General features: G+C 43.8%; 20 protein-coding genes. 4 read left to right on the plus strand and 16 right to left on the minus strand.

The features are described from left to right. Positions 1-20 precede the first annotated feature (20 nt). From AC1U9Z_RS08520 to AC1U9Z_RS08535, 4 genes are all read right to left on the minus strand, one after another. The gene (locus tag AC1U9Z_RS08520; RefSeq protein ID WP_479956988.1) at positions 21-1571 is read right to left on the minus strand and encodes a HAMP domain-containing sensor histidine kinase; all 1551 of its coding nucleotides are present in this window, start codon (positions 1569-1571) and stop codon (positions 21-23) included. Further along, on the minus strand, positions 1561-2244 hold the full coding sequence (locus AC1U9Z_RS08525; protein ID WP_479956990.1) for a response regulator transcription factor: 684 nt from the start codon (positions 2242-2244) through the stop codon (positions 1561-1563). Before AC1U9Z_RS08525 ends, AC1U9Z_RS08520 begins: the two co-directional genes overlap by 11 nt. Before the next feature lie 113 nt (positions 2245-2357). Continuing rightward, complete coding sequence (locus AC1U9Z_RS08530; protein WP_479956993.1) at positions 2358-2813, minus strand: DUF4342 domain-containing protein; 456 nt, start codon at positions 2811-2813, stop codon at positions 2358-2360. A 234-nt stretch (positions 2814-3047) separates the two neighbouring features. After that, positions 3048-3869 carry a methyl-accepting chemotaxis protein gene (locus AC1U9Z_RS08535; RefSeq protein ID WP_333530959.1) on the minus strand — a complete coding sequence of 274 codons (822 nt, stop codon included), beginning with the start codon at positions 3867-3869 and terminating at the stop codon, positions 3048-3050. Between the two features lie 180 nt (positions 3870-4049). Here AC1U9Z_RS08535 and AC1U9Z_RS08540 point away from each other — a divergent pair, with 180 nt between their 5' ends. From AC1U9Z_RS08540 to AC1U9Z_RS08555, 4 genes are read left to right on the plus strand one after another with little or no spacing between them, the layout of a single operon-like run. Then, a complete protein-coding gene (locus AC1U9Z_RS08540) occupies positions 4050-5825 on the plus strand; it encodes a spore germination protein (RefSeq protein ID WP_479956996.1) in 1776 nt (591 codons plus the stop codon). Continuing rightward, positions 5797-6897, plus strand: a complete 1101-nt coding sequence (locus tag AC1U9Z_RS08545) for a GerAB/ArcD/ProY family transporter (RefSeq protein WP_479956998.1) — start codon at positions 5797-5799, stop codon at positions 6895-6897. The genes AC1U9Z_RS08540 and AC1U9Z_RS08545 overlap by 29 nt, the downstream gene beginning before the upstream one ends. Next, the gene (locus tag AC1U9Z_RS08550; RefSeq protein ID WP_479957000.1) at positions 6884-8188 is read left to right on the plus strand and encodes a Ger(x)C family spore germination protein; all 1305 of its coding nucleotides are present in this window, start codon (positions 6884-6886) and stop codon (positions 8186-8188) included. The genes AC1U9Z_RS08545 and AC1U9Z_RS08550 overlap by 14 nt, the downstream gene beginning before the upstream one ends. Further along, entirely contained in the window at positions 8185-8361 is a 177-nt protein-coding gene (locus AC1U9Z_RS08555) for a hypothetical protein (RefSeq protein WP_479957002.1), read from the plus strand. The genes AC1U9Z_RS08550 and AC1U9Z_RS08555 overlap by 4 nt, the downstream gene beginning before the upstream one ends. Before the next feature lie 249 nt (positions 8362-8610). Here the strand turns inward: AC1U9Z_RS08555 and AC1U9Z_RS08560 are convergent, their stop codons facing one another. From AC1U9Z_RS08560 to nrdG, 12 genes are all read right to left on the minus strand, one after another. Further along, entirely contained in the window at positions 8611-9840 is a 1230-nt protein-coding gene (locus AC1U9Z_RS08560; RefSeq protein ID WP_479957004.1) for an MFS transporter, read from the minus strand. Positions 9841-10046: 206 nt separating this feature from the next. Continuing rightward, on the minus strand, positions 10047-10295 hold the full coding sequence (locus tag AC1U9Z_RS08565) for a DUF1540 domain-containing protein (protein WP_479957006.1): 249 nt from the start codon (positions 10293-10295) through the stop codon (positions 10047-10049). Between the two features lie 71 nt (positions 10296-10366). Further along, positions 10367-11068 carry a spore coat protein gene (locus AC1U9Z_RS08570; protein ID WP_479957008.1) on the minus strand — a complete coding sequence of 234 codons (702 nt, stop codon included), beginning with the start codon at positions 11066-11068 and terminating at the stop codon, positions 10367-10369. A gap of 163 nt (positions 11069-11231) precedes the next feature. Beyond that, the gene (gene nuoB / locus AC1U9Z_RS08575) at positions 11232-11954 is read right to left on the minus strand and encodes an NADH-quinone oxidoreductase subunit NuoB (protein WP_479957009.1); all 723 of its coding nucleotides are present in this window, start codon (positions 11952-11954) and stop codon (positions 11232-11234) included. 18 nt (positions 11955-11972) lie between these two features. Next, complete coding sequence (locus AC1U9Z_RS08580; RefSeq protein ID WP_479957011.1) at positions 11973-13550, minus strand: hydrogenase large subunit; 1578 nt, start codon at positions 13548-13550, stop codon at positions 11973-11975. Next, positions 13543-15021 carry a hydrogenase 4 subunit F gene (locus AC1U9Z_RS08585; RefSeq protein ID WP_479957013.1) on the minus strand — a complete coding sequence of 493 codons (1479 nt, stop codon included), beginning with the start codon at positions 15019-15021 and terminating at the stop codon, positions 13543-13545. Before AC1U9Z_RS08585 ends, AC1U9Z_RS08580 begins: the two co-directional genes overlap by 8 nt. A gap of 4 nt (positions 15022-15025) precedes the next feature. Further along, the gene (locus AC1U9Z_RS08590) at positions 15026-15667 is read right to left on the minus strand and encodes a hypothetical protein (RefSeq protein WP_479957014.1); all 642 of its coding nucleotides are present in this window, start codon (positions 15665-15667) and stop codon (positions 15026-15028) included. Positions 15668-15679: 12 nt separating this feature from the next. Then, positions 15680-16579: a respiratory chain complex I subunit 1 family protein gene (locus tag AC1U9Z_RS08595; protein ID WP_479957016.1), complete on the minus strand. Its 900-nt coding sequence runs from the start codon at positions 16577-16579 to the stop codon at positions 15680-15682. Positions 16580-16590: 11 nt separating this feature from the next. Next, entirely contained in the window at positions 16591-18576 is a 1986-nt protein-coding gene (gene hyfB, locus AC1U9Z_RS08600) for a hydrogenase 4 subunit B (RefSeq protein ID WP_479957018.1), read from the minus strand. Positions 18577-18906: 330 nt separating this feature from the next. Continuing rightward, positions 18907-19668, minus strand: coding sequence for a sulfite exporter TauE/SafE family protein (locus AC1U9Z_RS08605; RefSeq protein ID WP_479957020.1), 762 nt, complete (start codon positions 19666-19668; stop codon positions 18907-18909). A gap of 97 nt (positions 19669-19765) precedes the next feature. After that, a complete protein-coding gene (locus tag AC1U9Z_RS08610) occupies positions 19766-20428 on the minus strand; it encodes a GntR family transcriptional regulator (RefSeq protein WP_479957035.1) in 663 nt (220 codons plus the stop codon). Between the two features lie 229 nt (positions 20429-20657). Next, complete coding sequence (gene nrdG / locus AC1U9Z_RS08615; RefSeq protein WP_479957022.1) at positions 20658-21176, minus strand: anaerobic ribonucleoside-triphosphate reductase activating protein; 519 nt, start codon at positions 21174-21176, stop codon at positions 20658-20660. Between the last annotated feature and the right edge of the window lie 90 nt (positions 21177-21266).

Consider the following 21266-nt stretch of genomic DNA (forward strand, 5'->3'; position numbering starts at 1 on the left):
CACAGGTTAAAAAAATAGGGTTAGCAACACTCCCTTTTCTCCTTGTCTATCGGTAGAAAAACCTGAACGAGCGTGCCTTCGTTTATTTTACTTTCTACCCGAATGGTACCACCGTGCTTATCAATGATCCACTTGGCTATGGCCAAGCCTAAGCCACTGCCACCGGTTTGTTTGGTCCTGGATTTATCAGAGCGATAAAATCGATTAAATATATGTGGCAAGTCATTTTCGGGGATACCTAAGCCGGTATCTTCAATTGAAATCACCACCTTGGATTTTTGGGAAAGGCAATTTATCATGATTTTTCCGGTCTCGGGTGTGTACTTGATACTATTATCAACAAAAATACGGAGTGCTTCCTTGATCAATTTGCGGTCGGCATAAAATAGAGTATCCTGGCAGTTGCTCAAGTTGATAATTTCATGGCAATGATCCATTAGCTTTGTTTCTTTGATAACTTCATCAATAAGATCATTGAGCGGGAATTGTTTTTTATCGATCTTCTGATAATTCTTATCACCCCTGGCTAAAAACAAGAGCTTTTCCACCAGCTCCTTCATATCCTCTGCCTCGGTTTTCATTGCTGCAATGGATTCATCCAGGATGGATGGGTCATTTTTACCCCACCGATCTAACAAATTCGCATAACCTTGAATGACAGCAATGGGAGTTCTCAGCTCATGGGAAGCATCCGAAACAAACTGATTTTGCTGTTCGTAGGAGGACTGTATGCGATCCAGCATACCATTGAAGGTTGCTGCCAGTTCCTTTAATTCATCATGGGAACCGGAAACGTCCAGCCTGGTATCTAACTCATTAATGGTAATGTTTTTTACGGTTCGTGTCATCGTTGCCACTGGCTTAAGCATTTTTTTGCTTTTGTGCCAGCCAATGATCATCACGAAGCTGACCGCTATAAGGGTTAGACCAAAAAGGATAACGGCCAATAAAATTACACTCGAAATCTCCTTAGCTAAATAATTAGTAATTTGAATATACCCCTGCTGTGAACCCCAGGACATCGCATAGCTGGAAACCAGAGCTAAGCCCGAAGTACTGAGTGTATCGTTGTAAGAACCACTGAAATTGGTCTGAATACTAGTCAGGAAATAATTCCCCCAATGCATCTTGTTTTTTTCTTTATCCAAGAAAACTGGTTCTTTATTTACTGCCGTGCTATATAGAACTTTCTGGCCCTCGTCAAACAGGGTTATTTCCGCCCGACTAAGTTTAGCCAAATTCTCAATGTTTCCAGCGGGAATTTCATCGCTTTCTCTTAGGTAAGCGGCAACAATTTGCTGATCCTTCCTTATATTTTCGGCAACATTGACCCCTAGATAAGCAATGGCTGTGATACAAATAGCTGTATTCATTACCAGCAGCAGCAAAGAAAATATCACCGCATATACCGTGGTGATTTTGAAAGTAATGGAGAATCTTAGCCTCTTAACCAACCATTTATAAAGTTTACCAAGTACCATCGGGAGGATTTTTAAAATTTCTAAGCCTAATCGCAACATAAACGTTACGATTTGAATCATTATTTTTAAAAACGGTCGTTCATGCTTCATCTTTTAAGAGATACCCCACCCCTCGAACCGTATGAATAAACTTGATATTCAATCGGTCGTCAATTTTGCTTCTCAGGTATCGGATATAGACATCCACAACGTTTGTATCTCCTACATAATCATAGCCCCATACCGCTTCCAGAATTTTATCCCTGGTAAGCACAATGTTTTTATTTTTCAAAAGGTATTTGAGCAATTCAAACTCCCTCTTCGTTAGGTCAATGGGTTCGTTTTTAAACGTTAGCAAATATTTTGCTACGTCTAACTTTAGGTCGTGAACCTGTAAAACTTTATCCGGTTCAGCATGAGCCTTTCTTTTTAAGGCTACCCGGATTCTGGCTAAAAGCTCCTCAATGGCAAAGGGCTTCGTTACATAATCATCTGCACCCATGTCCAACCCCATGACCTTATCCATGGTTTCATCTTTGGCTGTCAGCATGATCACAGGAATGTCCGAGTTTTTTCTAATTCTCCTTAATACCTCCAGACCATTTACGGAAGGAAGCATAATATCTAAAATGATTAAATCAAAATCCTCTTCTAATGCCTTTTCTAAGCCGGTTCTGCCATCATAGGCCTTTACTACCTCATAGCCTTCATGGGTTAACTCTAACTCTAAAAACCTTGCTATTTTTACCTCGTCCTCAACCAATAGAATTTTTTGTCCGTCCATTAATTTTCCTCCAAAAATATATACTTAAAATAATTATAACCCTTCAAGCCGCAAGGGATTATGAAAAAATAACCTACACTTTTTAATGTAGGTTATTTTTCATGGGTATTTTATTAAGCTGTGGTGTTTCGATCTTCCTCGGTTAATTTCTTTTTCGCTAAATCCACCGCGTTGGATATTTTATTGAGGGTTTGGTTAACCTTGATATCTTCCCCGCCTTTCCCCTTAAACCTCATTCGATGACCTGTGACCAGTGCCAGTAGGAGAACTGGGATCACAATATAGGAAGCAAACACCGTTAGGATAATCGAAAGGGTCACAGACAGATCAAGTACCGTACGATCCTTTTTCTTTATCACAAACCTTGTATTGTTTGCTTTATGAAAAAGACTCTTCATTTTAGAAGAGCAGTCCTGCTCTTTTTCCGGTTTAATTCGATTCTCCTTTTCAAGATAAATTAATGCTTCCAGTAAATCACCGTTGCAGTGTTCCAGGGCTTGCTTAGCATCCCCATAGCTTACATTGGCCCTTCTCTTTAATTCATCAATATGGTCTAAGTTAAATGTCATTTTGAATCCCTCCATTTATAATTTATCTTATCGTTATTATAGGACGGGTTAACTAGAGGATAATTAGTAGAAGATTAGAATTTGATTAGAAATGAAGTTAACAGACATCCTTTCGCAAGCAAGAAGCCCCTGTGTTATAAAAAAGGGACTGTTACACCAAGAACCACTGGGTTCATCGTGTAACAGTCCTACGTGTAGGTTATCCCTCAATTTTTTCAAAGATGGTCCATCCTATTATAGCATTTCCTTCGACACCATGCTCAATTTTTCAGACATTTTGGCATTGTTCTCAATTGCTTTGGCAATATATTGGGATGCTTCGGATTGACCTTCACTTATTTCACTGGTTTTTCCAATGTATTCCATTAAATTACCCGTGTTATCGTGTATTTCCTTGACGATATTGGCAATGTCCTTAACGGAAACCGCACTTCTGTCAGAGAGTTTTCTTATTTCATCGGCAACAACATGAAAACCCCGACCGGCTTCACCAGCCCTTGCTGCCTCTATGGCAGCATTTAAACCCAATAGTTTGGTCTGTCCCGCAATATCCCGAATGAATTTTAGTATTTCATCGGTCCTATGCAGCCGATTTTGAGTTTCTTGCGCCACATTGGTTAACTGAACCAGCATGGCTGTAAGCTCTTGGGACGCTGCGGACATCTCCTCTATGCTGCTGCTGATCTCCTCCGTTGATGCGGCCAGGGTTTCGGAAATGCTCGCCACCTCTTCCTGCATAGAAATATCAAAGCCCACCCCAATGGCACCAATGATCTGACCATCTTCAATAATTGGCAGGGCCACGGCTTTAAAAGGATAGCCAAACACTTCCTTGGGAACCATTGTTTCATTCCTTTGACCGGTTGCCAAAGCAGCGGCTATGCCATCCCCTTGAGCAATTTTATCTCCCGGTTTTACCTTGACATCAATCCTTTTACCCGGTAGATACTTGATAAACTTTTCCTGGTCGGTTAAAGCAATCATGCAATCCATTGGGAAAATACCCCTAATAAGCTCCAGAACCTCACCCAATACTTCTATTTTTTGTAAACTCATCGGTTGTCCCTCCAGGTTAAAAATCTCCTCAATTAAAAAACCTTCCAAAAAAGACCTATACATACTTTTATATTCAACACATACTCGAAATCTCCTGTAATTTGGGGTTTATATACAATTACAGTATAAAACGAATATTTTTTGGAAGATTATTTGTTAACTTCCAAAAAAGGTGAAAACATGAAACTATGTAAGTTTTTATCAAAGGCTCTGGGCTATGACGGGCCTCCAACCGATCGTAAATTTATCCTAGAGGAAACAAAAGAAGAAAAGTTACTGGCTGCCGATGGTGACATCAAGGGGGACACTGTCAATGCTGCACACCCCCGACGTTCGTTGAAAAAGCCTAAAAAAACCAGCCAGAATGAACAAACCGCCAATGAACAATATACAGGGGAATTACGACACACTCTTTCTGAAAACATTTTGTATTTGGAAGAGAAATTTCATCTGCCTAAAAATAAGGATGTTATTTTTCGTTCCTTTACCATTAGTACCGTTCCAGAGGTAAGTGCTGTCCTGCTATATTTGGAAAACATGGTGGATAAACAAGCCATTAACCATTCCATTTTACAACCTCTCATGCTGCTTAGTCATCTGAACCCGAACCAAGGTGCCAACTTAGCCACCTACCAAAGGATCTTGCAAAGCTATTTGCCCAGCAATCATGTTCGAAAGCTAACGATCTACGATGAAGTTATCACGGAAGTTACTGGCGGGGCCACCGTGATCCTTTTTGATGGCTGCTCCTATGGCTTAGCTGCCGAAACCAGAGGTTTTGCCTTTCGCAATATCGAAGCGGCCAGAACAGAGCAGGTTGTCCAAGGCCCCCAGGAAGGTTTTAACGAAAATATCCAGGACAACACCTCACTAATCCGGAAACACCTGCGGACGGAGCAACTAATAACCGAATATGAAAAGGTGGGAGTGCGTAACAAAACCAGTGTTGCCATTATGTATCTAGAGGATCTGGCCAACACAAATTTAGTGAAAGAGGTTAAAAGCCGTGTTACCGGCATTAATGCCGATTACCTGCCAGAAAGCGGTACGTTGGAAGAGTTTATCGAGGATCATACCTTTTCCCTGATCCCTCAGATTATTAAGACCGAGCGGCCAGACCGGGTGGCTTCCATGTTGATTGAGGGGAAGGTGGCCATTGTGGTGGATAACGACCCCTTTGTCATGCTTGTGCCCACAACCCTTTGGGACTTGCTGCACAGTCCCGAGGATCATTATGTGCGCTTTCCCTATGGCTTTTGGTTACGATTTATCCGTCTGGCGGCAGCCCTTTTAACCGTACTCTTACCTGCCTTATATGTGGCGGTGGCCACCTTTCACCAGGAAATGATTCCAACGGATTTGCTCTTGTCCATCGCTGCTGCCAAGGAGCGGGTACCCTTTCCCACCATTGTGGAGGTTCTCCTAATGGAATTCTCCTTTGAATTAATTCGGGAGGCAGGGGTTCGGGTGCCGGGAATTATCGGACCCACTGTGGGCATTGTGGGAACTCTAATTCTTGGTCAGGCTGCTGTGGCAGCCTCCCTGGTCAGCCCTATCCTCATCATCGTAGTAGCCGTAACCGGGTTATCCTCCTATGCCATACCCAGTTATTCTGCTGGTTTTGGCCTTCGCTTTATGCGGTTTATTTTTATCTTCTTGGCGGCAACCCTAGGCTTTTTTGGCATTTCCACAGGGTTATTTATCGTTTTTTGTCTTTTACTGAGCATGAATTCCTTTGGGGTCCCCTTTCTGGCCCCGGTGGCTCCAAAGACTGTCCGCAGTGCTGACATCTTGATACGTTACCCGGTATGGAGTCAAGAGCAGCGGCCAGATTACTTACAAACGAAGGATAGGCAGCGTCAGGTCAACAAAAGTCGTCGTTGGCTAACGAAAAGCCCCGACCAAAGGAAGGATGGTGGATCTGCTGGTGCAGGAAAACAAAATCGGAGAGACTGAGGCCATTGTTTTACTAACCACCGTCATGACCGGCAAAATCTTTCTAACCTTTCCGAATACCATGGTCGGTTATGGCGGTAATGCCAGTTGGCTGATTATTCTGTTCTCTGGCTGCCTGGCATTGATTTTGTTTTCCTTTATTCTGCGGTTTCTCAACAAGTTTGGAGGGAATAGTTTTCCAGAAAGTGCAGAAAATATCGCCGGTCCCTATCTAGGCACGATGATTGTGTTAGCCGTGCTGGTGCCCTGGCTAATTGATGTGGCCATGACCCTGCGCAAATTTTCAGAAATGATGGTGATTATCGCCCTACCCGAGACTCCCATTAGTGTAATGGTGATTACCTTTATCGTTGCCTCTGCTATTGTTGCTTATTTAGGAGTGAACACCATCGCCAGGGCTGCTTATCTATCCTTCCCTCTTTCTTTGGGAGCGGTATTATTTATCATCATTCTAACCTACCCGGCTTGGAATTTAGATTGGCTCTTTCCCCTATTGGGTAAAGGGCTTGATCCGATTCTCCGGTATGGCATCTTGCGTAGTTCCGACTATGGCGAATTAAATCTTTTATATGCTATTCCTCTAATTTTTTATTCCCAACAAATCAAAAGGATCGGTTATAAAAGTATTGTGCTAACCATGCTCATCTTTTTTGTGGTAATTATCACCTATCTGCTAACTTTTCCGGCTGTGGTGGGGGAAGAACCTTATTTGCCTTTGTACATGATGGCCCGTGGTGTATATTTGGGCCGATTTCTCCAAAGGATTGAGGCAGTTTTCGTGCTTTTTTGGGTTATTAATGGCTATCTCTGGATTTCCATCGGGATCTATGGTTTCTGCAAGATTCTTTGTGATCTATTAAGACTACCGGATTATCGGCCCTTAATTTTACCAACCGCCATTTTGATCCTGGCCATTTCCTTTATTCCTGCCAGTTTGCCCGATGTTGTATTATTTTCTATTTATACTTACCGGGAATACAGTTTTATCCTTATCTTTGGTATTCCCGCCCTTCTTTTACTGATCGCCCACCTGCGGGGGAAAGGGGTTCCGGCAGAAAATGAAGCAAAATAAAAGATGGCTAGCCCTACTGGCACTTTTTTGTCTCCTTTTGCTGTTTTCCGGTTGCGGCAGTCATTATGAACCAGATGCCTTATCCTATGTGCTGCTGATTGGCATTGATGAGGGCACGCAGAATAACCTGCGGATCTCCTTTATGATTGCCAACCCTAAGGAGCTAGCAGGTGGCAGTGGTGCCCAGAACGGTACCGGAGGTGGTGATGAAGTCAAGGGTACCGCTTCTCCGGTAGCCACGGTGGAATCTCCCAGTCTGTATGCCGCCATGAATATGGTAAACACCTTTGTGGGGCGAAAAATTTCCCTGATGCATGCCAAGGGTATTATCTTTTCCGAGAAAATGGCCCGGAACGGTTCCATGGCAATCTTTATCCCAGCCTTAACCCAGTATCGAGAAACCAGAGGGACCGCATTTCTGGCGGTATCAAAAGATAAACCTGAAAAAATATTGCATGAGATGAAGCCGCTGTTAGAGGCTAATCCTGCTAAGTATATTGAACTTTTGGCAGCCACTAGCCAATATACTGGATTTATTCCTTCGATTCAGTTGCAAGAGTTTTATAATGAGTCAAAGGTAGAGGGCATCGCACCGGTTTCTATTTTGTTTGCCAGTTCTAAGAATAAACCATCGGAGGACGGTAAGGGAACTCTTCGCCGGGAAGGGGCCTATGTTGCCGGACAGATGGCGAAAAGGGGTGGTGTAGCCTTGGAAGCCATGGGTGCAGCGGCTTTTAGAGACGGTAAGATGGTGGGGGAACTAAACGGGGATGAAACCACCGTGCAGGCTATGCTGCGGGGTAAATTTAAACGTGGGATCTTTTCCATGGAAGATCCCCTGAAACCCAAAAACATTCTTTCGATGGACGTCGTGTCGGCCAGAAAGCCCAAAATTAAAGTCCGTTTAACCAATCAGGGGGCTGTCATTGATGCCAAAATCAGTTTGGAGGGCAACCTGCTTGGGGCTACCAGCACCATTGATTATGCTTTACCCAAGTACCGGCCTATCCTGGAAAAGGTCTTTGCAGATATGATAAAAAAACAGGCGGAGGATTTAATAATTAAGACCCAGCAGGAATATAAAGCAGATATTCTGGGCTTTGGCACCAAAGCCAGGCACTTGGTATTAACCCAAAAGCAATGGCAAGAATTAAAGTGGCGGCAACTTTATGAACAGGCTGAGGTAAATATTGAAGTGGACTATAAACTTAGGCGAACCGGCAACTTGTTTCGCATCATGCCCCTGCTTAGACCCGAACAGGGCATTGATGAAGGAGATAACCCGCTATGATTACGATCATTCTTGGTTTATTGATCTTGCTCGTGGCTATCATTAAATTGGTAAACTATGGCCGTTGGTCCGGTAAACAAGGGAACCTAAGGGGTGCCCTGGGCCTTTACCTGCTGGCTATCCTCACAATCGGAACCCCAGTGGGAGTATATGTGTTAAATATGCTAAGATAAACGAGGCTACCTGGAAAATGTGTTGCAAAGGGAAGGGACCCTTGCTCAATTTGAGCCAGGGTCCCTTCCTAAAGTGATTCGTCTTTAAGCCTCATAAAAACCATAGCCTTTACCAAAGAACAGTAGAATCAGGATTAAGAACAAAATAAAGGAATAATTGTTACCAGAACCTCCACACATATTAAATCCTCCTTCCTCATTGAGTTACCCCATAATATGGAAGGCGGTCAGAAAATGTTACATTGGTATTTAAGCTTTTAACTGGTAATAATTTGGTTGCCGGGAAGCTCTATACCGGAAGTAAATCATCGCAGCCATCGTTAAGGGAAGCAGGGTTGTGAAAAACATAATCTGAAAACCTGTAATGACTGCTACATAGCCCCAGATAATGGTTCCTAAACCAATTCCCAGGTCAAAGGCAGCAAAGAAGGTACCCGTGGCAGCACCCCTACGGTGGGCCGGTACAAAACGCACGGCTAAAGCCTGTAAAGTGGGAATGCAAAATCCAAAACCAAGGCCAAAGACTGCGCCGGCAATAAGGAAACCTACGATGGTGTGAGAAAAACCAATGGCTGTTATCGCGATAAACAGGGCCAGATGGCCAATCAATAACACCCTATCGGTACCACCTCTATCGGTCCAGCGACCGGATATAGGTCGGGAAATGAGCATGGTTATGGCATTGGCCGTAAAAAACAAGCCAATATTGGCAATGCCACATTCAGCCGCATATAAGGTAATAAAAGAAATCACTGCCCCGTAAACAACGGCCAAAAAAAATATCACGCCTGCTGCCGGCAGTGCATTCTTCTCCAGTAGACTAGCCCAAATGCCGCTAAAGGAGTTAACCGAAGCATTGCCGGGAGTATTCGCATCTTTCACAGGCACACTGCAGAAAAAGGACAACAAAGCCAACAGACATACGGCTAGAATTAACAGGGAGTAACCTGATTTACCCACCAACCACAGACCGACTAAAGGGGCCAGGGCCATTGAAAGAGATGAGGTTAACCCAAAATAGCCCATTCCCTCACCTAAACGAGCCGTGGGCAAACTATCCGCCACGATGGTGCCAATGGCTGTGCTGACCACTCCGAAGGCTAAACCGTGAAAGGCACGTACCACCATCAGCAGGGAAACAGTCGAAGCAAGTTTATAAAGGACAGAGGAGGCCAGTACCATCGACATCCCTAGGATCAAAATTTTTTTACGGCCATAGTAATCGACTAACCAACCAGAGATGGGCCGAATGAACGTAGCACTAATGGTATAGGCACCCATGACATAGCCCACCGCCCTTTGATCTCCACCAATCTCCAATAGATACAAGGGTAGTGTGGGGAGAAGTACATGCATACTCATAAATAAGGTCAAGTTGGCCATGCAGAGTAAAATGAAATTTCTAGTCCAAATGGAAACTGTTTGCCCCACTGCCAACTTACCCGCGGCCTGTTGGACCGTTGCCAAATCTTCTTTCAAAATGAAGCCCTCCAATATTAATAAGCTGTACGGAGGTACAGCTTCCACAGAAATCGGCCTTTTTTAATCTACCTAAGTAAATGTTATAACAAAAATAGCAATCTGTGAAGTGGCATATTATACTTGGCAAACCGTGTTCTTAATTAAATTTTAAGGGGTTGTTCGCTAGAACCATTTGGTTCATAGCAACAACCCCTTCTTGCTGGTTACGACATTTTAGAAATATTATCAGCAGTAGCTTTATTGGAGCCCTTAGGAACAAAGGACTTACAGCAGGTTTCCATGCATGTTCCAGCGGATTCGGGAGTTAGCTGAGTTGCCATGCTAGCATCTATCTTATCGGGTTGGGAAGCACCAAATTTGTCTGTGGCCACCAATATCTCATTGGCATGACATTTGTTCCCTTGGTTCCAGTAGTGACAATCACTAACAATACAATGGATGTGCTGATTCAAAGTAAATCCCTCCTTTTAATTTAATACGATTCTCGGCTTATTTTGTACAAAACCGCTAGGGATTATGTAACCTATTGGTAACTTCCCACCGGAGTAATATTGCTGATATTCGGACCATCCATCCCATTGAGGCTGCCTGTATAATCCATACCGCCTGTCATCGTATTGAGATGATTGCTATAGGCGTTTTCCTGGTTCCCTATGTTTTCCACATTGGATATGTTTGGCATAGTAGACATGGGTGTATAAGTACGCATCATCGTTTCTGTTGTCATCTGCTTCATGGTGGGAACCTGGTAATAACCGTTTTGATTCATATACTGCCAAACCTCGTAAGCCATTTCCGAGCAGTTAATGGACCCTTGTTGGACCATTCTTCTTAGGGTAAGGTCCGCACATTCTAGGGAAGCCATTGATTTTAAAATAGCAGAGGATTTATGGTAGCCAAGCATACCACTGGCTATATCCTTGTTATCTAGCCTTTGCTGAGGAGAATTCGGGCTTTGTGCTTTTGGGTTGTCTAAACCGTAAATCGGCTGACTGTTGATGGGGGCGTCGTACGGTCTTATCTGAGTCATTCCCTTTTGAGTGAATGCACTAACCATATTATTGTATTCCTGGGTCAAAAAGTTTATTTGTTTGTCAATGATTAAAGATAAACTCTGATCTGTAATATAGGGTCTATAAAGTTCAAATTGATTGATACCATCGATGGTCCCTGTAAGAACTTCGTGCAATTCCATTACTTCGTGCGCTCCATATTGAGCAGTCATATTTTAGCCTCCTTTTTATTTTTGTTACTATTTCACATTGGTATTTTTAATATTCTATATTTGGGTAATTGTTACGAATTTTAAATAAAATAATCCTTTATCAAAATTTCAGCCCTTTGGTCGGCACAAAAAGAAACCGCACTGCATGGGTATGATAATCCCATTACCGTGCGGTTTCCCTTTGTGCAACTGCTGCTAAAATTCCTTTTATAATTAAAGCAGGTGTAGGTGGACAACCGGGAACATATACATCTACCGGCAGATGCCTTGCAACACCACCGCCAGCGGCGTAAGCTTCTTTAAATATGCCCCCGCCGCAGGCACAAGCCCCAACTGCCACAACTAAAGTAGGTTTAGGGCATGCCTGATAGGTCTTTTGCAGTGCGATTTCAAGATTTCTGGTTACTGATCCGGTAACCAGCAACAGATCAGCATGGCGGGGTGATGCCACAAAATCCACTCCATACTGTTGTATATCATACACGGGGTTGGTGGTGGAATTAATTTCAAAATCACATCCATTACAGGCACCCGCATCAACATAGCGGATATGAAGGGATCTACGACAAATTTTTCTGATTTTGTTTCGTAAATCTTGCCCTAATTGCTCTTCTGAGGGGTTATGGGTAATAATGGGGATATCTGTCTCATCGATGGCACTTACAGGGCAAACCTGGCGACAGGCATGACAGAAAATACAAACTCTGGGGTCAACAAGCTTATTTATCATCGCCCCAGTAGGACATATTTGTGTGCATCTCTGGCAACCGGTTTGACAAACTTCTTGATTAATAATTGGCAGACCTCTCCCGCAGCCTTGATCCCGCGTATTTATATCTTCCGTAACGATCCGGGTATTCATTAAACCTTTTAGCAATTTTAGCATTATGGGTTCACCACCACTTTATCGATCTAAGCATGCATAACATAATTCAAAACTTTTATTAATTAAAGGAAAGTCAGGGATAATATTACCAGGTACACATAGGGGCAGGACCGGCCAATTGCAATGGGAGGCAGAACGAACCATATAACGGTAAATTGTATTGTTAGGCCCACTCATCACCCAATGCACATTGGCACCCCGGGCTGATTCGGTATAACCGACGGACGTCCGGTACGGTGGTAAATAAGGAATCTCAACAACTACTTTGCCCTGTGGCATTTGCTTAAGGGCCTGCTGCAAAATAGCAAAGGATTGCTGACATTCTTCAATCCGTTGCTTTAATCGACAATAAACATCTCCCCCCATTTGAACCGGCACCCGAAAGTCTAATTTTCGATAGGCTCCATAGGGTAAATCCCTGCGCAAATCCTTGTCAACCCCCGAAGCCCTGGCTGCCGGACCAACTGCTCCCAGTGTTAATGCTGTTTCCGTGTCTAAAATTCCGGTTGTTTGAAGACGATCAAGTATTGACTGAGATGAAAGTATGGTAGCGGTAAGATTATTCAATTCTTGCTCCAGTTCGATTAATTCCAAACTAGTTTTTGGGGTAATCCTTAAATCTTTTCTTAAGCCACCGGGAATGACCATTCCCCTGAGATACCGGTGACCCGTTAGGCGCATATTTATTCTCATCAGCCGTTCCTTTAGAATAGCCCCACGGCTAATACCAAAGGAAAAGCCCACCCCGGCACAAATATTGCCAATATCCCCAATATGATTGTAAAGCCGTTCCAACTCCAATAGGATCGTCCGGCTATACAATGCCCTCTTAGGGGCATCTACTCCTGCCAAGGTTTCGATAGCTTGGGCATAGGCTACTACATGAGACGCGGAGCAAACACCACAAACCCTTTCTGCAACCAGTGTTGCATCATAATAGGACTTTCCTTCCGCTGCCTTTTCGATCCCCCGGTGGGTATAAAATAGTTGTGCTTGTAAATTTATTACGTCTTCACCGAAGGCAAAAAATCTAAAATGCCCCGGCTCAATAATCCCTGCATGAATGGGTCCTACTGGAACCTGATAAATCCCTTCTCCCTTGACAGAACAAAATTCCATTTCCCCCGCAACTCTCGGAACCTTTGTGTTTGAAATGAAATCCTTGCGCAAGGGGTAAACATTCGCCGGCCAGTCCGGATGAACAGCTAACCTACGCATATCCGGATGTCCCTCTGGGATAATGCCGAACAGATCCTTCATTTCTCTTTCCAACCAGTGTGCTGCAGGCATAATGGGAGTAATGGATGGGTAGGTTGGGTTCTTAGCCTCCAACACGATCTTTATTTCAACGATGATCTTTTCAGCGGGAAGGGCAAAAACCGAATATACCGCAAAATTTCCAAAAAGTTTTCTTTTATCTGTGGCTGTCATCGTTAATAAAAAAGCCCCACGTTTTTTTAAAGTGGCTACCACTTCGGGAAATTTTTCCGCTGCTACACCCAGTTTAATCCTTTGGACTGCAAAATGTGAAGTTACCTTAATCAGATCATATTCCTGGTGATCGTTAATTACCTTCCAAAATGATTGACTATACACTTGGTATACCTCCATTGGACATAAAATTCACTACCCTGCCTAACCACTGTTGAACCACATCTGGCATATATATTCCTTGGATAAGCAACAAACAAATGGGTAACAGAACGAGTAAATGGCTTACCGAAAACTGCTCCCCCCTGGGAAAGCGAGTTGGCAGATTACTGAAATACATTTTACCTGCGAAATAAATTAACCCCGTAAAAACAACCGCTATAACCATTAGAAAAACCAAGCCCACTCCTGTACCAAGGGTTTGAAAAACCTGGGCGGCAACATTTAATTCGCTAAAAAACAACCCGAAAGGTGGTGCCCCTCCAATGGCAAGCAGACCGGCCATAAAGATTGCCGAAGTAATGGGTAGTAGTTGACCAATTCCTTGCATTTTGGGAATTAACTTACTTCTATAATTTTGCGTCAACGTGCCCGCACTAAGAAATAAAACCGACTTGCCCAGAGCATGGTTAATGAGATGCAACACGGCACCCGTGTAGCCCAATACGCCGCCTATTCCTACACCTAGGATGATGATACCTACGTGTTCAACACTGGAATAGGCCAATAATCTTTTAATATCCTTTTGCACCAGGATAAAAGGCAAAGCACCAACCATTGACATCAAACCAAAAATGATTAACAGCTTTGCCGAAAAACCTTCACCCACAGCCATCGTCGTCAGCAGATGAAAACGAATAATGGCATAGATCGCACAATTTAACAACACACCGGACAATAATGCACTCACCGGTGAAGATGCCTGGCTATGGGCATCCGGAAGCCAGGTGTGTAATGGGAACAAACCTGCTTTGGTCCCATACCCCACTAGTATAAAAATAAAGGCTAATTTCATCAAAGAAGGATCTAATTGTGTCGCCACAGGATAAAGCTGTCGCCAACTAAGACTTAGTTCGCTACTACCCAGTACCCCTCTGGCTGCATAAAAGGTTAGAATGATCCCAAGCATTGCAAAGGCAATGCCAACCGTACAAATTATGATGTATTTCCAAGCTGCTTCTAAGGCGGCCTTATGGCCTTGAAAGGCAACCAATAGGGCAGAAACGATGGTCGTTCCCTCAATGGCCACCCACATAACCCCAAGGTTATCTGCAAGAACCGCTAGATACATGGTTGCTACGAAAAATTGCAGCAAACCCCAAAAAAGGCCCATGCGATCTTCTGTTATTGCACCGTTTTTTAAATCTTGACGCAGGTAAGCAACTCCATACAGGCAACAGGAGGTTCCCACCACCCCGATGATAAAAACAAGTACCGCAGACAGCTCATCAATAATTAATAACCTGTTAATATTTTCAACTGGGCCGCTCATGAAAAGTTTGATCGAACAATAAATTGCCGTAATTCCCGTCAGCACAGAACCAATCATATTGATTACTTCCGAGCACCTAGGTTTGATCGGTAGGCAACATAAAATACCAGTTATAATCGGAACGATGAGCAGAACATACAGCATTTTTTTACCCCTTCAGTTTATTTAAGAGTTTTGTATCGATGGAAGCAAAGGTTCCATTGATTTGATAAGTTATGATCGCCATTACCAAGGCCCCCACAAGGATATCAAAAAAAATACCCAATTCGATGATCAGGGGCATTCCTCCGGTAATCGCTAAGGCACAGAGGAACAAGCCATTCTCCATTGCTACAACCCCAATTAGTTGACTAATCACGGAGGGCCTGCTGATCATAAAAAAACAGCCAAGCAAAATGCTTGATAAAGCTACCGAAAGTAGATGCCCCCCCACTTGAATATCCTTTAATAACACAGGAACGATATAACCGTAGGTCAGTCCAATTAACAAAATCCCTATTAATAGAGAGGAAACCACGCCTACTGAAAGTACAACTTCACGGTGTCCTTTTACCTTATGCACCAGTTTGTAAAGTACCCCCGGGAGAACAATAACCTTGACCACGAAGGTTAGTCCGCCAACGATAACCATGTGCCAGTTTATCTCCTCGGTGGCTAGCCCTAGGTAAAACGCCATCACACAAAGGGCTAGGGCCTGGGCACAAAGCAAGGTAATATGATTGGTAATGCTTCTCCCAGCCAGCATTAATAATGAAACAATAAGAAAAAGAATGACAAAAAAATCAAGCATTGACACACCTCCCTAGATTAAATATGTGCTTACGATTGCCAGTAGGCAAAAGGCCATACCCCCTGCCATGAGTTCCGGTAATTTAAACAACCTCATTTTTGCCAAAACACTTTCAACCATAGCCAGTACCAAACCTAGTCCTATGACTTTACCAACCATAAAAACCAATGCCAAATAAGCTGGGGTACCTGTGCTTTGAGGCCAGAACAGATGTACCAGGAGAATGAGTAAAATCACCTGTTTTATCATTGCCGCCAGATGCAGCAAGCCGACCTGTTTTCCTGCATATTCCAGTAACATTCCCTCATGTACCATCGTTAACTCCAAATGAGTATCCGGATTATCCACAGGTATGCGCCCGGTTTCAGCCACCGCTACAATCAGTAAACCGATGAACATCAGCAATCCCGCAGGCTGCTGTCCTGAACCCTTGATCCCGTTTAGATCAGTGGTTCCGGCAACCACTGCTAAACCAAATAACCCTGCCACCATAACCGGTTCCACGAGGGAGGTAATCATCATTTCACGGCTGGAACCCATACCCCCAAAGGCACTGGCTGGTTCCAAAGCTGCCAAGGCCAGAAAGAATCTGGCCAAGGCAAAAAGATAGATCAGTGCAATGATGTCACCTGTGCCTAGGCTTTCATGCTCCCATAGGGGAACCAGGCTCCCGGCCACTAGATAGGCACTAAGGCATATAATCGGTGTTAGCTGAGTTACCCAAGAAGTATGATCCGATACAACCGGTTCCCGCTGCAGAAACTTAATGATGTCAAAATAGGGTTGTAGAAGGGCTGGCCCCCTCCGGCACTGAGTAAAGGCTTTGATTTTTTTTATTATTCCATTGACTAAAGGAGCAATCAGTATTAAAAAACCAAATTGCCCCAGCGTAATTAATATTTTAACCGCCATCTTTTAACCACCTACCTAACCCAAACTAAAAGAACTACCAAAGTTAGAAAAACATAACTCAAATATAAATTAATGTTACCACTTTGAATACAACGCCATTTTTTTGAAGTAGTGATGGTTAATCTTCTTAAAGGACTATACAAACACTCCCTGATCATCGACTTGACATGTTCCTCAAAATAAATATTGTAACCAAAATAAGGCAAAGCCTTCCCTCTTATTTTTATCTTGCGCCGTGGCTGTAGTAAACCACGGTAAACACGTCTGATTGGTTGGGAGTAGGATGCTGCGGAATACTCCATCGTAGCATCCGTCTCAATACCACAGCCCCAGGTTTCAGACTTTCTTACCCGTTGCGCACCGAACAATCTACTCAAACCTACCAACATTAGCACCGTGACGATCAGTACCAAGGCTAAAGTAAAGTTATAGGTTGTGATCTCAGGTACTTGCGAACCAGGAACCAATTGACTGGCAACTCCTGTGAGGGCATTCATAGCCACTTGGGGGAAGATTCCCAGTACTAAACATAATGCCGCCAGGGGAGCCATACTAAGCCTCATACTAAGTGGAACCTCTCTGGCCCTAGCGGATTTTTTTGTTCTAGGTAAGGCAAGAAAAGATATCCCAAAGGCTTTAACAAAGCAAGCCGCAGCTAAGGCACCGGTTAGGGCTAAGGCAACACAAGCAAGGATACCGGCAATGCTCCAAAATCCTGACACATTAAGGTAAGAGATATTTAATAAGGATTGATAAATTTGATATTCACTGGCAAAACCATTGAAGGGAGGAATAGCAGATATTGAAATTGCCCCGATTAAAAATAGTAGTGCCGTTTGTGGCATTTTTTTAATTAAGCCGCCTAATTTTTCAATATCCCTGGTGTGGGTGGCGTAATAAATGGAGCCAGTGGCAAGAAACAACAGACTCTTAAATATGGCATGATTCAATACGTGAAAAAGCCCCGCTGCCAAGGCAATGGCGGCAAGAACAGGCATTGACCAAGCATAAAGCACAAGACTTGTCCCGATACCCATCAAGATAATTCCTATATTTTCTACACTATGGAAGGCCAGCAGCCGCTTTAAGTCATGCTCCATCAGAGCATAAATCACACCAATAACTGCCGAGATAATTCCAATCGTTAAAACTAAACCGCCCCACCAAGCAGGTCCGGGACCTAGTATATCAATAATTACACGGATCATACCGTAAATAGCCATCTTAATCATTACTCCACTCATAACAGCAGAGACATTGCTGGGTGCAGCGGGGTGAGCCAAGGGCAACCATACATTAAGGGGAACTACTCCCGCTTTGGTACCAAAACCAACCAGTGCCAAAAGAAAGACGATGCTTTTATCGATCGTACTCAGACTGGCACTATTGCTTGCCAGCGTTTCGTAACCCCAACCGCCAAATCCCTTGGCCATGACTAAAAAGGCACCGATAATAAAAACCGTACCCAGGTGGGTCATGGCGATGTAAATAAAACCCGCTTTACGAACCTGTTGCGAACGATACTCAAAGGTAACTAAAAAATAAGAGGCTAAAGTCATTACCTCCCAGAAAACAAGAAAAACGATGGCGTTGTTTACAGTCACTACCAGGATCATGGATAGTATAAAAATGTTATAACAGAAATTCCACCAAGCGATATTCTCATGACGGTAGATTTTCATATAACCCAAAGAATAAAAACCAACTAGGAAAGTTACAAGACAGATGGTGGTTAAAAAGAAACCACTTAAGCGATCAATTTGAACCGTAAGCTCTACCCCGGGTAAAACTTGGCCAAAGCTTACTTTAGCTGCTTCCATGCTAAAGAGAGCTTCAATCCCTAAACCTAACCCCAACAAACTAGCAATAACCCCAGTGATACATCCTGTAACAAGGGATAACCTTACATTACCTTTATATAAAAATGGTATGAATGCTCCAATTAGGTAAAGCAACATAATTGCAACCATTAAATCCCCTTGTATGTCACCGAACATGATAAGTCCTCCCATTAAAGTTGAAAAATACAAACAAAGCAATCAACACCATCATCATACACCTAATATTTATAATAAACAACATTGCCCCAACACCTATTAACCAACATTAATCAATGATACCGAAACCTTTAGGCCAATATATGTAGCGACAAATTTATACCTTAAAATCATTTAATTGCATATAAACCATACATGTTATAGCAACTTAACCATAATGACAAATACATGGTGACAAATACAACCTTGCAAAAAATATAAAATTCCCCGCAAAGAATTATCACAAATTAAAAACCCCTTGGCAGACAGAAAGCCAAGGGGTTTGTTGCGCTAGGCCACATCAGGTTGAGGCTTAGGTGTTCTTAAATATTTTATCCCGGTGCGGATCATCACAATGGCAAAGATAATGCGTAAAGCCACCTCCGGTAGGATATGGGCCAGGGACCCACCGAGATATGTGCCAATAAGAATACCTGGCACCAATCCGGATAGGATACTGGTACTAACATTCCCTAACCGCCAATGGGTATAAGCCCCAACTGCTCCCACAGGGACCATGGCCAAAAGGGAACAGCCCTGGGCCATGTATTGAGTGAAACCAAGCAATAACACCATTGAAGGCACCATGATGGTACCCCCACCCACCCCCATCATGCCGGAGAGGAAACCGGTAAAACACCCTGTCATGAGCAAGATCGCTATTTTTACCCATTCCGCTGTAGTGGCTGAGAGATGAGGCAGGTAAGGCTTGATCAGTAACATCATGGTGACAAAAATCAAAAACCCGCCAAAGGCTTTCTTCAACTTCCATTCAGGCAAGGCATTGGCATAACGCGCCCCTGCCCTGGCAGTAAAGACAGCGGTGGAAGCCAAAAGCACGGCCGCCATGATATCAACTGAGCCATTTAAACCATAGGTGACGGCACCTGCCAGCCCTGTGAAAATCAATGCCACAAGACTGGTACCATGGGCCATATGCTGATTCATTTTTAGGACCCCCACCATCAGTGGAATCATAATCACGCCGCCGCCCAGCCCAACCAGTCCGCCAAAAAAACCCGCTGCCAAACCAATCAGTATATTCGTTGTCATTGCATTACCTCCGGTACTAATCATTCGCCGTCAGCCAAAGATAATCTTGGTTTTAGGCTATTTATAATTTTTACTACTCTTGCACAACCTATCAACACTAGACTTTACTTCTAATGGCAACTTCACTAAAATAAGCTCGTCTGGAATGATCAATATGTTCCCTGGCAACCCTTTCCGCCAAGGCACCGTCCCGCATGGTTATGGCTTCTACTAATTGTCTGTGTTCCCGGGTGGCCTCCTCCATGCGCCCGGGATGACAGTAGCCAACCCTTGCATATCGGGTGATATGGTCCACCAGGGTAGTAATCATTCCATAAAGGCGCATACTACCCGCTACCTGGTAAATTAAATCGTTATATTCCTGATGAACCTTTTCCAGGCGATCGAAGTCCCTCTCCTTTGCCAGTTCCTCAATTGTCTCCACCAAATTTGTTAATTGCTGCCGTTGTGTCGGGTTTATTTTTTCCGCCGCCATTCGTGCAGCTAATCCTTCTAAGACTGCCCTTATTCTATAAATATCCACTACTTCATCGTCGGTAACCTGGGCCACCACAGAACCTACCCTCGGTAGATGAACCACCAAGCCCTCTAACTGCAACATCCGAATGGCTTCCCTCACGGGTGTCCTGCTTACGCCAAGTTGTTCGGCCAGTTTGCGCTCTACCAAACGTTCCCCTGGTTTCAGTGAACCCTTCAGCATAGCCTGACGGAGCTGCTCGTAGACCTTGTCCCTAATCTGAGGGTAAGCCTCACTTGCCACCGGTTGCAAAGGATGATCTCTTAGAATAAGTACCCCTCCTTTCCCATTTTGGTATACTGGTATACCATATTCAATTAAAAAAAATATATTCCTGCTTCAAATTGACATATTTACCCTTGTAAGCCATTCCTGTTAGCCTTTCGCCAACCAAGCCTAAGGCAACTCCTGAACAAATCATGGATAAAGAGCCAAAGGCTGATGGCTTAATCTTATATTTTATAATTTCCCATTACTTGCTTCTTAACCACCCTGGCAGTTGCCACTCTACCACTTGATCGGTCTGCCTCGTCTTGGGCACATCAATCAGCCTCTGGTTCGCAGAACCCCGAAAGACCAAGTCCAAATCCTTTTGTTCCTGAACAAAGGGACCATCCACCAGCACATCCACTTGCTCAAACACGGACAGAGCCTTTACCTCCTCGTAGCAATAGCCTGTATAAACCCAGATATCCAGTCTAGGAAAGTACCCCTTTAGTTCTTTAACCAAACAAGCTAAGGCTTCCGGCTGCAGCAGCGGGTCACCACCGCTGAAGGTAACCCCCTGGGTCAAAGGGGAAATCGTAGCCTTTATTTCTTCCACAGCCTCTTCGATGGTTACTTCCCTGCCACCTTCGGGCTTTAGAAGTTCTTCATTATGACAACCCGCACAGTAACGAGGGCAGCCTTGCAGAAAGACCACCGTTCTCAACCCAGGACCATCCACCACGCTATTGGCAGTAATCCCACCCAGACGCAGTTTTATACTCATTTTCCCACCACCTGTAGTACAAAAATAATTTCGTAAGCCTTTGATTGAAACATAAACCCATCCAATTTGCAAGGTGCTATCGATACCCCG

The sequence above is a fragment of the Desulfotomaculum sp. genome, from assembly GCF_982386235.1.